Raw genomic sequence first — 15,294 nt, 5'->3', positions numbered from 1 at the left:
AGGGCAAAAGTAATCAGTTTACCTGGATCCTTTTTTGTATAAAAGGGCTCCAAGGTTATCAAAGCGCTCACTGTAATCGTCCATCGACAATTGGATCACCTTACGGGCTTCTTCAGCGCTGTAGGTATCCGGAATTTCAGCCACCATGGCAGTACCGGGCAGATCCTTGTAAGTCAGAAAATAATGCTTTAGTCGCTTCACAACAATTTCGGGCAATTCCGACACGTCCTCATATTCACCATACACCACATCGTTGCGCAGTACGGCAATGATTTTATCATCGGCTTCCTTTCCATCAATCATGCGGAAACCGCCAATCGGTTTTGCATCGACCAGGATGTCGCCATGTGCAATTGTTTTTTCAGTCAGTACCACAATATCGATGGGATCACCGTCACCGATAATGCCCGGGCGTCCGGTTTTTTCCGAACAAAAATCACCCACACGACCACCGCAGAAAGTTTGAGGAATAAAACCATAAAGGGCAGGAAGCAGGCTTGAATACTTCTGAGGACGATCGAGCTTCAGATAACCGCAATCTTTATCAATCTCATATTTAACAGTATCTGTCGATACCATTTCTATAAAAGCAACTACTTCATCAGGTGCATTGGTGCCAATGTTAACACCGTGCCATGGGTGCGATTTGTACCTGAGCCCCATGAGTCGACCAATGGGATCGGAGAATTTATCAGCCATTTTTTTATCTTTTGTTTGTCGACAATATTAACACCTTTTGATGAAAGGAGTTTAAAAGCGGGCCTAAAAAATAGAATAAGCTGTTATACAACCGAAAAAGAAGCATTGTACAACAACTGTTAAATAGGTATCTTAGGCGGCGAAAAAAAAAATCAAATCTCAATGGAATTCGACTCAAAATTCTCTTTTCCAAAAAAGACCATTATCGGGATTCAGTTCCTTTTTGTCGCTTTTGGAGCCACTGTTCTTGTGCCCTTACTGGTAGGCATAGAACCCAGTCTGGCCTTGTTCTCGGCAGGTGTGGGCACCCTGATTTTCCACCTGATTACCAAGGGGAAAGTACCCGTATTTCTGGGCAGTAGTTTTGCATTTATTGCACCCATCATTCAGGCGACCGAAAGATACGGTTATGCCGGAATGCTTTCGGGCATCGTTGCAGTGGGCCTTGTTTACACCCTTGTTTCTGCACTTGTAAAATGGCGTGGTAAAAAACTGATTGAAAGAATTTTTCCTTCAGTAGTTGTTGGCCCTATTATTATGGTGATCGGCTTATCACTGGCTTCAGCCGGAGTCGATATGGCCAAAACAGACTGGTTACTGGCGGTTGTTTCGCTGCTCACAGCCATTGCAGTGGTAATTTACACCAAAGGGCTTATTAAACTGATTCCAATTTTTATGGGAATTATTGCCGGATATGTGCTGGCTGTAATTCTTGGCAAGGTAGATTTTACCTTAGTTCAGGAAGCCAATTGGATTGCACTTCCCGAATTCACCATGCCAAAACTCGACTGGAATGCTGTTTTGTACATGATCCCTGTTGCTGTAGCTCCCCTTATTGAGCATGTAGGCGACATGTATGCCATTGGTGCCGTGTCGGGTAAAGACTACGTAAAAGATCCCGGCCTTCACCGCACCATGCTGGGCGATGGTATTGCCACATCATTTGCCGGTTTAATCGGAAGTGTACCCAACACCACTTATTCGGAAGTTACGGGGGCAGTTTCGTTAACCAAGATGTACAATCCGATGGTTCTGAGGATTTCAGCAATTACAGCCATCCTTTTTTCTGTAATTGGCAAGGTAAGTGGTATTTTGAAATCAATACCTTCGGCCATTCTGGGTGGTATTATGCTTTTATTATTTGGAATGATCGCCAGTGTGGGTATTAAAACCCTCATCAACTCAAAAACCGACATGAACAAAACCCGAAACATGGTCATTATTTCAGTGATCCTGACTGTGGGTATTGGAGGTGCTGCAGTTGAATTTGGAAATTTTTCGATGGCCGGAATAGGACTTGCATCGCTGGTTGGAGTATTGCTGAACCTGATTCTCCCTGATAAATCGAAACCAGTTAAAATGAAAAAATAAAATGACAGATAAAAAAAGGAAGTTGATCTCAACTTCCTTTTTTTATCTGGTTAATATGCTGTATTAGTCTTCAAATGAAATAAACATATAGGAAGCCACCTTACGGTTTTCGCGCATTTGTTCTTCTGTTTCGAGCTGTTCATCAGCTTCAGACTCGCCAAACGCCTTTGTTCTGATTTGTTCGTCGGCAATTCCTCTTGCTTTGATCAATGCCACAACACGATCAACACGCTTTTTCGATAATTGCAGGTTGTAGTCTTCACTTCCCCTGCTATCGGCATGGCCATAAAGATTTACCTTGTATTCGGGATATTGCTTTAGAATTTTAACCAGCTCATCCACTTTTTGATGCTGAGCACTTGACACTTCAGACTGATCGGTATTAAAATATACAGGGGCAAGCTTAGCGTTGATCAGCTCGATATTGGCACTGTGGTTAATACAGCCCTTATCATCGACAATGGCTCCTTCGGGAGTCTCAGGACACTGATCGAGCGCATCACTTACACCATCTTTATCCCCATCGGCCGGGCATCCAAGTTCATCAACACTTACACCTTTTGGCGTATCGGGACACTGGTCAACATCATCATTAACTCCGTCGTTATCACTATCGACCGGACAACCATTTTTATCAACCTTTACTCCGGCTGGTGTGCCTTTACAACGGTCATCGTCATCGTAAACTCCGTCGTTGTCTTCATCAAACGGACAACCCCTGTCATCCACCTTCACTTTTGCCGGGGTATCAGGACAGTCGTCCATGTGATCGGCAACACCGTCGCCATCGCTGTCGAGCGGACAACCTTCAGCATCTACCTTAATTCCCGTCATGGTATTTGGACACTGATCAATGCCATCGAAAACGCCATCACCATCGCTGTCGAAGGGACAACCTTTAAGATCAACCAAAGCACCTTTGGGCGTATCGGGGCATTCATCCAACAAATCAATCACTCCATCCTTATCCCCATCTTTCTGGCGAATAAAGCTGATTTCGATACCTGCAACCAGTTTTAAAAAGTTATCACGTTCGGTTACCAGGTTATTTGCCGGAGGTATCGTACGTTCGGTTTCAATACCATGAATATAACCTGTTTCAGCAAATAGCGAAAGGGTCTTATTGAGCGGATATTTCATACCAGCGCTCAAATTAAAATTAGGTCCTGCTTCACTGTTGTCGAATAAATAGCCCACTCCCGCTGAAAGATAAGGTTGAAAACGATTTTGCACAGGCAGAATTTTTCCGTTAAAAAGCTTGTACCGCAATTTCAGTGAAGCATTTACATTATCAAGCGGTTCGTTGATATTCTGATTACCAAAATAACCAATTAACATATCACCCATCAGGTCGAACGATGGAGACAAATAACGACTCAGATAGACTTCGGGTGATAAACCGATACTTGAACTCTGAAGATTGTAATATCCTCCCGCTCCGGCACCAAAGCCCCATTTCTTTTCGATGGTTTGAGCCTGAACATTAATGATGATCATTAACAATGTCATCATTCCAATTAATGGTTTTTTCATAATTACATTTTTTGTGTTAAACAATAAATCACCCCATTAACCCATTGTATACACGTCAAAATGCATTCCTCCAAACAACTCAAAATTTAATCCGGCCGACAATATAAGAAGTTAAAAGCATTGACTTCAACATTACCGGTAATTTTAAGAAGATTATTAATTAACATAAATAATTTAAGGTTTTCATTTCCCAAGTGCAAGGAAATTGCAAAGGAATTGAAATACCGTTGCAAAATATTCTATTTCTCGCCCCAGTTTTCACGATCGAGACTACGGTACTGAATAGCTTCTGACAAATGATGTGAGAGAATGGATTCACTGGCTTCGAGGTCGGCGATGGTTCGTGCCACTTTCAGTATCCGGTCGTAAGCCCTGGCCGACAGCCCAAGGCGCTCCATGGCTGTTTTCAGTAATTCAGCCCCACCTTCATCGGGCAAGGCATAGGTCCGTAACATTTTGGAGCTCATCTGTGCATTGCAGTAAATACCTTCGTGGGGCTTAAAGCGCTGTGCCTGCAACTGACGGGCACTGATTACTCTTTGTCTGATAGGAATGCTACTCTCAGAAGGGGGGTCAGAAGACAATTTTTCAAATGGAACAGGAACGACTTCCAGATGAATATCAATGCGATCGAGCAAGGGACCCGAGATACGGTTAAGGTATTTGCTCACCATCCCCGGTGCGCAAACACATTCGCGTGTTGGATGGTTATAATACCCGCACGGACAAGGGTTCATACTTGAAACCAGCATAACACTGGCTGGATATTCAACCGAAAAGCGGGCACGCGAGATGGTGATTTTCCGATCCTCCAGGGGTTGTCGCATTACTTCAAGCACTGCCCTTTTAAACTCAGGGAGTTCATCAAGAAAGAGAACACCATTATGAGCGAGTGAAATTTCACCGGGCTGGGGATAGGTACCTCCGCCAACGAGGGCAACATCGGAAATGGTGTGGTGAGGCGAACGAAAAGGACGACAGGTCATTAGCGAGGTTTCACCATTGAGCTGCCCTGCAACAGAGTGAATTTTTGTAGTTTCGAGCGCCTCATGCAGGGTAAAAGGCGGCAATATTGAAGGAATACGTTTGGCCAGCATGGTCTTTCCCGATCCCGGCGGGCCAATCATAATGATGTTGTGACCTCCGGCAGCTGCAATTTCAAGTGCCCTTTTTACATTTTCCTGTCCTTTCACATCCGAAAAGTCGAGATCGTTGTGCATTATATTTTCAAAAAACTCTTTGCGGGTATCGACCACAGTGGGCTGAATTTCTTTTCGGCCTTCAACAAAAGCGATTACCTCTCTGATATTTTCCACACCATATATATTCAGCCGGTCGACCACCGCAGCCTCGCGTGCGTTTTGCCTGGGCAATATAAAACCTTCAAAACCTTCCTGACGGGCTTTGATAGCAATGGGTAAAACTCCTTTCACCGGCTGAAGACTGCCATCGAGTGAGAGTTCTCCCATAATAAGGAATTTTTCAAGATGGTCGACTTTGATTTGCTCTGAAGCGGCAAGAATACCAATGGCTATGGGCAGGTCGTAAGCCGATCCTTCTTTGCGGATATCGGCTGGTGCCATATTGATGATGATCTTCTTGCCGGGTAGCCTGTACCCTGTTTCAAGAAGGGCTGAATCGATTCGTTGCTGGCTTTCGCGCACTGCATTATCGGGCAAACCAACAATGTGGTACCTGATGCCTCTGCTAACTGCCACCTCAATGGTGATGGTTATCGCATCGATTCCCTGAACTGCACTTCCAAATACTTTTACCAACATGGGCTGGATGTTTTTATGTCCCAATTTACAAAAAGCTGTTGGTTAAGTGCTTATATCGACCCCATTTTAACACTTTGCTTTTACCAGCACTGCAAAATTGGCTCCGAGGGGCACAAAAGAACAGGGGAGTTCAAGGTTCCTCACCCATTCTTTTTACAGGCTGAAAAATAACTTATCTTTGTAGATTCATTCAATAAAACAGGTCACGAAAGTTAAGCATCTGCCTGTTTGTTGAAAGTTAGGCGGTGCTACGGCATAAATTTTGAACAAGAAACGGGCACGCTCTACTATCATTTACTCCGCAACAATGAAACTGCGGAGTAAGATGAAAAGAATAAAAAAGAAAACCATGGCAGGATTTTTTCATACACCCAAGCCCAAGGGATACAGGGTAGAACCAAGATACTGGGATCCGGAAAAGGAGAAAAGAGAAACCCGCGAGCGACGCATCAAAGCCGAAATGGGAATCAGGGAGGAAGGAAAAAACTACCGGCCCATCATCTCCAAAGGAGATTTTAAAAAGGGACTATCGAAAGGCAAATGGTCGTCAGGTTCGCAACGGCGTAAATCAAATACACGCCTTTTGGTGCTGGTAGTTATTCTTGGTTTATTGTTGTACCTGATGCTCAGATAAGGAGGAAAAGTGGCTGATCTTATTCATTTACTCTCCGACGCGGTTGCCAATCAGATAGCAGCCGGTGAAGTGATTCAACGTCCGGCATCGGTTGTTAAAGAGCTGGTTGAAAACTCGATAGATGCCGGTGCCGATAAAATACAGGTTCAGATAAAAGACGCCGGTCGAACCCTTATACAAATCAACGACAACGGGCAGGGCATGTCGCCCACCGATGCCCGTATGGCTTTTGAACGGCATGCAACCTCAAAAATAAGGGAAGCGACCGATTTATTTGCCATTCACACCATGGGTTTCAGAGGCGAAGCACTGGCCTCGATTGCTTCGGTCGCCGAAGTTGAATTGAGAACCTGTCGTAGCGAAGATGAAATTGGTACATTGATTCACATTTCAGGTTCGGAATTATTAAAGCAGGAAGCAGTTTCGACCAGCAAGGGAACCAATTTTATGGTTAAAAACCTGTTTTTCAATGTTCCTGCCCGGCGCAAGTTTCTTAAATCGAACACTACTGAATTCAAACACATTATTAACGAAATACAACGGGTAGCACTGGCCAACCCAGGCATTGCCTTCTCATTATATCACAATGGCACACCGGTTTACGACCTTCCTGCAGCCAACTTTCGGAAACGCATCGTAAACATCTTTGGTTCAGGCATGAATCAAAGTCTGGTTCCGATACAGAATGATACTTCAATCGTCAAAATCAGCGGCTTCATTGGACAACCCAAGTATGCACGTAAAACCTTTGGCGAACAGTTTTTCTTTGTAAACGGGCGTTTCATGAAACATCCCTACTTTCATCGCGGGGTGATGCAGGCTTACGAGAAAATCTTACCCAAAGACATGGTTCCGGCCTACTTCATCGCTTTCGATGTAGATCCTTCAACCATCGATATCAACATTCACCCTACCAAAACGGAAATAAAATTTGAAAATGAAACGGCCATGTGGCAGCTCTTGCATGCTGCAGTACGCGAGGGGCTCGGAAAATTCAATGTAACCCCCAGCATCGATTTCGATCAAAGTGGCAGCATCGACATTCCTGTACCTCCCCGCAGTGATGCCGGACTTACTCAGCCTGAGATCAGGATTAACCCTAACTTCAATCCCTTTGAGGAAAACAGTATTTCGATCCCTTCAAGAGGGTTTTCTTCTTCGGGCAGGAATGATGAAAATACAGCACATTGGGAGCAACTTTACCAAACACCCGATCAGGAAATCAAACTGGAAAACCATGAACAGCATCATCAGACCAGTTTCATCGATCAGGGCTTTCATCAGCCGGCCGAACAGGGTAAAAACTTCCTGATCATGAAAAACAGGTACATCCTCACTCCTGTTAAATCGGGACTGATGGTAATTGACCAGCGACGTGCCCATCAACGCATTTTGTACGAACAATACATGGTAATCCTCACCAATGAGGAAGGAATCAGCCAGCAACTGCTTTTTCCGCAAACACTCGAAATGAATTCTTCGGATGCCACCCTGCTTGTGAGCATGTTGCCCGACCTGAATGCCATTGGTTTCGACATCAGGGAATTTGGGCCCGAAACATTTATAATTAATGGCATACCAGGATTTTTGCACGATACCAACGCCAAAGGGATCATTGAGAAAATGCTGGAAGATTACAAAAGTACTGCCGGCAACCTGAAAGAGCAGGCGCGCGAGCATCTGGCCATGTCGCTGGCCATTGCCTCGGCAGTCGATTACGACTATCCCATGTCGAAAGAAGAAGCAGGCGCACTGATTGACAGCCTGTTTGCCTGCCAAACACCCAATTATTCCCCGGCCGGCAAACCGGTTCTTGAGATTATACCACTCGAGGAAATTGAAAAAAAGCTAAGGTAATGTGTCAACCTGGCAGTAAAAATTGATACATTGACACAGAAACCGAAATGGTTCGAAACTTGTTATATCGACGAACAAATATTTAGACATGCAATATCAAAGATCACCTTTCGCACAAATACCGCAGGTTACAAAAAATCTGATTATCATCAATGCCCTCGTTTATTTTGCCACTTACCTATTGCAGACCAGGGGCATTGATCTTACCAGGATCTTAGGGCTTTACTATCCGGCTTCGGAATATTTCAGGCCATTTCAATTTGTGACCCATATGTTCATGCATGGCGGGATAGGACACCTCTTTTTCAACATGTTTGCACTTTACATGTTTGGCCGTGTTCTTGAAAGTGTATGGGGGCCCAAACGTTTTCTCATCTTTTATTTTGTAACCGGACTTGGAGCTGCTGCACTTCACTCGTTTGTTAATTATCTCGAAATTGCACCGATGGCTAAAGCAGTTACCGCATTTAGCAATACACCCACACCCGAGTTATTTTCAACCTTCATAAACAAATACCAAAGTATTATTCAAAGCATGGGTTTCAGTAAAGCCTCAGTTATGGAGTTTGCTGCCCAATGGCATGATCAGCCTGCTTCGCTTTCGCACGAAAACGAAGCAATCAGTTTCATGAGCAAACTGGTGAATGCCCGCATGAACATTCCTACTGTAGGTGCTTCGGGGGCTGTATTTGGTGTATTGCTCGGCTTTGGTATGTTATTTCCCAATACCCAGCTGATGTTGTTATTCCCACCCATCCCCATCAAAGCCAAATATTTTGTAATTGGCTACGGTGCGCTTGAGTTGATTCTTGGCTTATCGATGCCGGGAAGCAATGTGGCCCACTTTGCCCACCTGGGAGGAATGATTTTTGGCTTTATGCTGATTAAATACTGGAACAGTAACCGTACAAACTTTTATTAACAATGGATATTTGGGGCGAAATCAAACAAACCTTTAAACACGGATCCATTATTACCAGGCTGATCTACATCAATCTCGCTGTATTTTTACTGGTACGGATGATCATGGTGGTGCTGGCACTTTTCAATGTAGAAGCACAAATCATCCAATGGCTTGCTTTGCCATCCGACCTGAGTGTTCTGCTTACACGCCCATGGACACTGATCAGCTACATGTTCCTGCATTACGATTTCATCCACATTATCTTCAACCTGCTTTGGTTATACTGGTTTGGAAAGATCTTTCTGCGCTATTTCGACGAAAAGCAACTGCTTGGAACTTACCTAGCAGGCGGTTTTGCCGGTGGCGTACTATACATTGCCGCCTACAATGTTTTCCCTGCCTTTGAGAGCATTGCCAGTTCGGGCATACTACTCGGAGCCTCTGCATCGATCATTGCCATCGTAGTTGGCAGCGCCGTGTATGCGCCCAACTTATCGCTGCACCTCTTCCCTGTCAGTTTGCTTACTGGTCCTGTTAAAATTATCTGGATTGCTGCCGCTTCAGTATTAATATATTTTCTGGGAATTACAGGCAACAATGCGGGTGGAAACATCGCCCACCTGGGAGGTGCCTTGTGGGGATATCTCTACATTATGCAACTGAAAAAAGGGAATGATTTCACTATTGGCTTCAACCGCTTCTTCTACAATATTGATCAGCTTTTTAAAAGAAAAAGCAAATTGAAGGTGAGCTATCGTCGGAATGCTACACAAAAAATGACCGACTGGGAATACAACAAAAATAAAAACAGCGAAAAAGAAAACATCAATCACATTCTCGATAAAATCGCCCGCTCAGGCTACGACAGCCTGACAAAAAGAGAAAAAGAAATTCTTTTCAGAATGGGCAACAACAAAGGCCGACCCAATTAAAGGCCACCTTTTTGTGCAGGTTTAGTCGTACAATTCGTTTATATTTGTTTCGTATTAATTTATAAACGAAACGGGTTAAATGCTTACCATTGCCCGTGAAAGCTGAACATCGATGCCGAGTACAAAGCAACTATCCCAAAAAGCCAGAACAATTAACCTGCTTGCAGGCTGGAGTGTTTTTCTGCTATCTTTTGTAGTTTACCTGTTAACCCTTGAACCAAGCGTTAGTTTCTGGGACTGTGGTGAATTTATTGCCTCTTCATACAAGTTGCAGGTAGGACATCCCCCGGGTGCTCCCTTTTTCCAACTGGTACAGCGCGTTTTCTCCCTGCTAGCCCCGTCGCCCGACAAAGTGGCTTACATGATGAATGCCTTTTCTGCCCTTGCCAGTGCTGCCACCATAATGTTTCTATACTGGACCATTGTACATCTGGCACGACGCATCCAGCTTGCTGAAAAACGTGAATGGCTGAATACTGTTGCCGGCCTCATAGGCTCGCTGGCTTTTGCCTTTACCGACAGTTTCTGGTTTTCGGCCGTCGAAGCCGAAGTTTATGCATTTTCGTCGTTGTTTACAGCCATTGTATTCTGGGCCATCCTAAAATGGGAAAATGTTGCCGATGAACCCCGTGCCAACCGCTGGATTGTTTTCATTGCCTATCTGGTAGGGCTCTCAATTGGTGTACACCTGCTTAACCTGCTGGCCATTCCGGCCATTGCACTGATCTGGTATTTCCGAAAATACAAATCAACAACCCAGGGGATTGTGCTTACCCTCGCAGTTTCTTTCTTCCTCATTCTGTTTATAATGTACGGACTCGTGCAGGGAACGCCCAATGTAGCACAACAGTTCGAACTCCTGTTTGTCAACACCTTACATTTGCCCTTTAATTCGGGACTGCTCTTCTTTGTGCTTCTGCTTACCATTTTGCTGGGAACCCTGGTCATTTATTCACACAAGAAACAAAAAGCGGTACTGAATCTGATTGCCCTTTCAATGCTGATGATTTATATCGGCTTTGGCTCGTATGCCATGATCATCATCCGTTCGAATGCCAATCCGCCCATGGACGAGAACAATCCCGAAAATGCCTACATGCTGATGAAGTACCTCAACCGGTCGCAATACGGATCAACCCCCTTATTCACCGGTTATTACTACAATGCCCCGGTTACTAAGGTGAGCGATGGAAAACCGTTGTATTATCCCGATGGAGAACGATATGTTAAAGTAGAAGGAAGCCCCGAATATCATTATGACACACGCTTTAAAACCATCTTCCCGCGCATGTACAGTACGCAGGCCAACCACCGTCAGGGATACAAAATGTGGGGAGAAATAAAAGGGAAGCCAGTACCCTTAAATGGTAAAACAGAATACATACCCACCTTTGGTGAGAACATTCGCTATTTCATTTCTTACCAGCTCAATCACATGTACATCCGGTATTTTATGTGGAATTTTTCGGGAAGGCAAAACGACAATCAGGGACATGGCGATGTGCTAAACGGAAACTGGCTCACAGGAATTGGGCCCATCGACAAAGCACGTCTCGGACACAAGGGTGACCAGCCCGCCTCGCTCAGTAATCCTGAAACCAGCAACCGTTATTACATGCTTCCATTTTTACTGGGCCTGGCCGGTTTGCTGTTTCATTACCGAAAAAGCAAAAAGGATTTTTATGTCATTCTGCTGTTGTTTATTATGACCGGTATTGCCATCGTGGGCTATCTGAACCAGCCTCCCTATCAGCCCCGCGAACGCGATTATGCCTATGTGGGGTCGTTTTATGCCTATTCAATATGGATTGGTCTCGGAGTGCTGGCACTTACTGCAGCACTCCAAAAAATACTCAGGAGCAAGGCAGCGCTGGGGGCAAGCGCTGTTAGTACACTTATTCCACTGTTATTAATTAGTCAGAACTACAATGATCACGACCGTTCGGGCCGCTACATTGTTCGCGACCTTGGGAAAAATTATCTAAACAGTTGTGCTCCCAACGCCATTCTGTTTACTTACGGCGACAACGATACCTTTCCACTGTGGTACGCACAGGATGTTGAAGGCACCCGCCCCGATGTCAGGATCTGTAATGTAACCCTGCTAAATGGCGACTGGTACATCGATCAGATGAAGTTGAAGGTTTATGAGTCGGATCCATTGCCCATCAATATTGCCCGCGAGAAATATGAACACGATCAGCGCAATACCATCTTCGTCCGTGAAGATCTTCAGCGACCGGTTGAGCTCTCAACCATTGTAAATATTGCTACAAGCGATAATCCAAGAGCCATGCTGCAAACCCAGGGAGGTAAGCGCTATAACTATGTACCAACACGCCAGCTAAAAATTACGGTCGATAAGGAGCAGGTACTAAGCAGCGGCACCATGTTGCAAGAACAGGAAGCCGAAATTGCCGATTCAATAATCATCGGGCTCAAAGGAAACTACCTGTCAAAAAGCGACCTGATCATCCTCGATATGCTGGCGAATAATGAATGGAAACGCCCAATATATTTCGATCTGAGCGTAATACAAACATCGAATTTGAAGCTGGAGCAATACCTGCGTCATGAAGGCTTTGCCTATCGTTTGCTTCCGCTTAAAAATGAAACAGAAAAAGCACTTATTGAAAGTGATTTGCTTTATGAACGACTCATGAATCAATTTTCATGGGGCAACATTGGCGACGAATCGATCTTCATTGATGAGAACCTGCGCCAAACCGTGCAGATTGTTCAGATGAAGAATAATTTCTACCAGTTGGCGCACTCACTAGCCAGCCAGGGCGACAGTGTCAAAGCGCTTCAGGTGATCGATCGGCTGTATCAGCTACTGCCCACAGGTCGTTATGCCAGCACTTACTACGATCTGGCGCTGGCAAATGTTAGTTACGGAGCAGGTGCCACTCAAAAAGCAGATCATTTGCTTGAAATAATCAGCAACGAAGCATTTGAAAAAATCACTTTTTATCTCTCACTTGGAAGTTTTTATATCGACAGCTATCAAAGAGAAATCAACAGGGAAATCAGCATCGTTCAGGAAGCCATGAAACTCGCAGAACAAATGAAGCGACCTGAACTAATTCAGAAAATGGAAGTTCAATTACGGGAAATTCAGCAGTTATTCAATAGCTGACAATGATTTGCTCAAATTAATAAGCTTGTGAGTACAGCATTTTATCAGCTCGAAGGAGTAGGAAAAATAAGCATTACCCGGCGCAAGGCATCGAAGCGCATCAGTATGCGGGTAAAGCCCGATGGAAGCGTAAGTGTAAACCATCCCTGGTACGCTTCGGCAAAGGAAGTAATTGCCTTTATTGAAGCAAATACCAGCTGGATAAAACAACAACAGAATAAAATAGCGGAAAAAAAGCCACTTTGCACCATTGGACAAGTCATTGAACTCAAACAATTCGAAATTCAAATCAAGCAGATAGAACAGGGAAGCCTGCGTGCGGTACGAAGGCAAAGTCTGCTGGTAATTACTGTTCCTCTTAACGAGCCGGTTGAATCGGAGAAAGTACAACATTTCATTTTCAGGGTGCTTACCGAAGCATGCCGCATCGAAGCAAAAATGTTTCTGCCGCAAAGAGTAAGGCAGCTGGCCGACGAGCATGGCTTCAGCTACGAAAAAGTTTTTATAAAGAACCTGAAAAGCAAATGGGGAAGCTGTTCCTCACAGGGCAACATCAACCTGAACCTTCACCTGATGCGACTGCCCGATGAGCTGATCGACTACATCATCCTTCACGAATTATGTCATACCGTTGAGATGAATCATGGTCCTCAATTCTGGCAACTGCTGAACAAGGTTTGCAAGGGAAAAGCCAAACAATTCGATCGGGCCATGAAGATGCAAAAAATCTGATTTATTCATAACTAACGCAACCTTTTCTTTGCAACCTAAGTCCTGAATGCATAAAACCAAAACATACAACCCAATGCCATTAAAAAAGCACTTCCTGAAATCAGTCAATGTCATCATTGCTGCGCTCCTGTCACTGATGGGTTTTACAACTGCCTGCGATATTGACGCTCCGGTTGAATACGGTACACCGCATGCCAAATACATTGTAAAAGGAAAAGTAACTGCCGCAAAATCGGGCGGAGCGATAGAGCACATTCAGGTTGCAAGCGAACAGGATACCACGACTACCGATGCCAACGGAAGCTACCAGCTTGTTCATGAAGATTTTCCGGGCGACCTTACTTTCGAATTGAGTTTTACCGACACCGATGGTGACGCAAATGGCAACTTTGCTCCCCTTGATACCACAGTTGCCTTCACCGATCCCGATTTTGTCAACGGAGACAAGGGCTGGTACGATGGTGAAACGGAGCAGGAATTCAACATTCAGCTGAAAGAACAAGAATGAAGGTAGAAAAGCTGCCATTGAAAAAGAAGATAGCATGGGCTTTGTACCGGAAACGACGTGACAATGAAATGCAATTGCACGAGCTTCGGCAACTTTTTTGGGAATGCACGCTCCGTTGTAACCTGAATTGCCGCCATTGCGGAAGCGATTGCACAAAAGACAGCCGGATAAACGACATGCCTGCTTCCGATTTTTATCGTGTGCTCGACGAAGTAAAAGCAATTTCGCCCAATAAGCTGCCCATGGTGATTCTTACCGGCGGTGAAGCTTTATTGCGGCGCGATCTGACTGAAATAGGCACTACCTGTAATGCAAAGGGCTATGCATGGGGACTGGTAAGCAATGGCATGCTGCTCAACAAAGCCCGGCTCGAACAATTACTCGGTGCCGGCCTGGGAGCAATTACCATCAGCCTCGACGGACTTGAAGCTGCCCACACCTGGTTAAGACAACATCCTCAAAGCTATGCAAAGGCCCTCGAAGCCATTTCATTGCTAAGCCAATATACTCAGCTTGCATTCGATGTGGTTACCTGTGCCAATGGCCACAACATCGATGAACTGCTTACGATGAAGGAGATGCTGATTTCGCTGGGTGTAAAGCGCTGGCGTCTTTTCACCATTTTCCCGGTAGGACGCGCAGCCAACGATCCGCTACTACAACTCGAAGCTAAAAAATTCAAACAGCTTTTCGACTTCATCAGGGAAGAAAGAAAGGATGAGCGCATTCACATCAGTTACGGCTGTGAAGGCTATCTGGGAAACTACGAATACGAAGTACGCGACCATTTCTTTTTCTGTCGGGCCGGAATCAACGTCGCCTCGGTTTTGGCCGATGGATCCATATCGGCCTGCCCCAATCTGAGAGAAAATTTCATTCAGGGAAATATTTATAAGGACAATTTTGCCGATGTTTGGCGCAATCGCTATCAAAAATACCGCGATCGCAGCTGGACAAAAACCGGTGAATGTGCCCAATGCGCCGACTACGACAAATGCCTCGGCAACGGTTTGCACCTAAGAAATGAAAAAACGGGTGAACTGTTGTTTTGCCATCTTAAGCGACTGAAAGAGGCTGAATAAAACAACTTGCGGCAAAATAATTTTTAGCGATCCAATTTAAACGGAGCTCCAACTTAAATTTTTAAGAACCGAAAAGCCCGATGACTTGTTACCTTTACAGGGCACAAGCCTTATTTATTTTA

Annotated in this window: 12 protein-coding genes; 9 read left to right on the top strand and 3 right to left on the bottom strand. The window is 44.8% G+C overall.

Annotation, left to right across the window (positions count from 1 at the left end):
* Positions 1–18: 18 nt before the first annotated feature.
* On the bottom strand, positions 19–699 hold the full coding sequence (locus FHS86_RS03270; RefSeq protein WP_429411099.1) for an inorganic pyrophosphatase: 681 nt from the start codon (positions 697–699) through the stop codon (positions 19–21).
* A 162-nt stretch (positions 700–861) separates the two neighbouring features.
* On the opposite strand from FHS86_RS03270, the gene FHS86_RS03265 reads away from it, so the two are divergent.
* The gene (locus FHS86_RS03265; protein WP_429411097.1) at positions 862–2,070 is read left to right on the top strand and encodes a uracil-xanthine permease family protein; all 1,209 of its coding nucleotides are present in this window, start codon (positions 862–864) and stop codon (positions 2,068–2,070) included.
* A 63-nt stretch (positions 2,071–2,133) separates the two neighbouring features.
* Here the strand turns inward: FHS86_RS03265 and FHS86_RS03260 are convergent, their stop codons facing one another.
* Positions 2,134–3,603, bottom strand: coding sequence for an OmpA family protein (locus tag FHS86_RS03260; RefSeq protein WP_429411096.1), 1,470 nt, complete (start codon positions 3,601–3,603; stop codon positions 2,134–2,136).
* 239 nt (positions 3,604–3,842) lie between these two features.
* Positions 3,843–5,384 (bottom strand): YifB family Mg chelatase-like AAA ATPase, encoded by a 1,542-nt coding sequence (locus FHS86_RS03255; protein ID WP_429411094.1) that lies wholly within the window; start codon positions 5,382–5,384, stop codon positions 3,843–3,845.
* A 325-nt stretch (positions 5,385–5,709) separates the two neighbouring features.
* Between FHS86_RS03255 and FHS86_RS03250 the strand changes: the two genes are divergently transcribed.
* The 8 genes from FHS86_RS03250 to FHS86_RS03215 all read left to right on the top strand — a co-directional run bounded on the left by FHS86_RS03250 (position 5,710) and on the right by FHS86_RS03215 (position 15,172).
* On the top strand, positions 5,710–6,018 hold the full coding sequence (locus FHS86_RS03250; protein ID WP_429411092.1) for a hypothetical protein: 309 nt from the start codon (positions 5,710–5,712) through the stop codon (positions 6,016–6,018).
* Between the two features lie 9 nt (positions 6,019–6,027).
* Positions 6,028–7,875, top strand: a complete 1,848-nt coding sequence (gene mutL / locus FHS86_RS03245; protein ID WP_429411090.1) for a DNA mismatch repair endonuclease MutL — start codon at positions 6,028–6,030, stop codon at positions 7,873–7,875.
* An 88-nt stretch (positions 7,876–7,963) separates the two neighbouring features.
* Positions 7,964–8,797, top strand: coding sequence for a rhomboid family intramembrane serine protease (locus FHS86_RS03240; protein ID WP_429411088.1), 834 nt, complete (start codon positions 7,964–7,966; stop codon positions 8,795–8,797).
* A gap of 2 nt (positions 8,798–8,799) precedes the next feature.
* Positions 8,800–9,711, top strand: coding sequence for a rhomboid family intramembrane serine protease (locus FHS86_RS03235; protein WP_429411086.1), 912 nt, complete (start codon positions 8,800–8,802; stop codon positions 9,709–9,711).
* 112 nt (positions 9,712–9,823) lie between these two features.
* Positions 9,824–12,850, top strand: coding sequence for a glycosyltransferase family 117 protein (locus FHS86_RS03230; protein WP_429411084.1), 3,027 nt, complete (start codon positions 9,824–9,826; stop codon positions 12,848–12,850).
* A 27-nt stretch (positions 12,851–12,877) separates the two neighbouring features.
* Positions 12,878–13,582 carry a M48 family metallopeptidase gene (locus FHS86_RS03225; protein ID WP_429411082.1) on the top strand — a complete coding sequence of 235 codons (705 nt, stop codon included), beginning with the start codon at positions 12,878–12,880 and terminating at the stop codon, positions 13,580–13,582.
* A 73-nt stretch (positions 13,583–13,655) separates the two neighbouring features.
* The gene (locus FHS86_RS03220; protein WP_429411080.1) at positions 13,656–14,090 is read left to right on the top strand and encodes a radical SAM-associated putative lipoprotein; all 435 of its coding nucleotides are present in this window, start codon (positions 13,656–13,658) and stop codon (positions 14,088–14,090) included.
* The gene (locus FHS86_RS03215) at positions 14,087–15,172 is read left to right on the top strand and encodes a TIGR04133 family radical SAM/SPASM protein (RefSeq protein WP_429411078.1); all 1,086 of its coding nucleotides are present in this window, start codon (positions 14,087–14,089) and stop codon (positions 15,170–15,172) included. Before FHS86_RS03220 ends, FHS86_RS03215 begins: the two co-directional genes overlap by 4 nt.
* Positions 15,173–15,294 lie beyond the last annotated feature (122 nt).

The sequence above is a fragment of the Roseimarinus sediminis genome (assembly GCF_050433125.1).
GTDB classification, from domain to species: domain Bacteria; phylum Bacteroidota; class Bacteroidia; order Bacteroidales; family Prolixibacteraceae; genus Roseimarinus; species Roseimarinus sediminis.
Note: the sequence above shows the minus strand (reverse complement) of the source record. Positions and strands in the feature narration are given on the sequence as shown.

Excerpts from the sequence above, each read along its gene's own strand:
- FHS86_RS03255 (WP_429411094.1), bottom strand. The coding sequence starts at position 5,384 with ATGTTGGTAAAAGTATTTGGAAGTGCAGTTCAGGGAATCGATGCGATA.
- FHS86_RS03265 (WP_429411097.1), top strand. The coding sequence starts at position 862 with ATGGAATTCGACTCAAAATTCTCTTTTCCAAAAAAGACCATTATCGGG.
- FHS86_RS03230 (WP_429411084.1), top strand. The coding sequence starts at position 9,824 with ATGCCGAGTACAAAGCAACTATCCCAAAAAGCCAGAACAATTAACCTG.
- FHS86_RS03235 (WP_429411086.1), top strand. The coding sequence starts at position 8,800 with ATGGATATTTGGGGCGAAATCAAACAAACCTTTAAACACGGATCCATT.
- FHS86_RS03260 (WP_429411096.1), bottom strand. The coding sequence starts at position 3,603 with ATGAAAAAACCATTAATTGGAATGATGACATTGTTAATGATCATCATT.
- FHS86_RS03220 (WP_429411080.1), top strand. The coding sequence starts at position 13,656 with ATGCCATTAAAAAAGCACTTCCTGAAATCAGTCAATGTCATCATTGCT.
- FHS86_RS03240 (WP_429411088.1), top strand. The coding sequence starts at position 7,964 with ATGCAATATCAAAGATCACCTTTCGCACAAATACCGCAGGTTACAAAA.
- FHS86_RS03270 (WP_429411099.1), bottom strand. The coding sequence starts at position 699 with ATGGCTGATAAATTCTCCGATCCCATTGGTCGACTCATGGGGCTCAGG.
- FHS86_RS03250 (WP_429411092.1), top strand. The coding sequence starts at position 5,710 with ATGAAAAGAATAAAAAAGAAAACCATGGCAGGATTTTTTCATACACCC.
- FHS86_RS03215 (WP_429411078.1), top strand. The coding sequence starts at position 14,087 with ATGAAGGTAGAAAAGCTGCCATTGAAAAAGAAGATAGCATGGGCTTTG.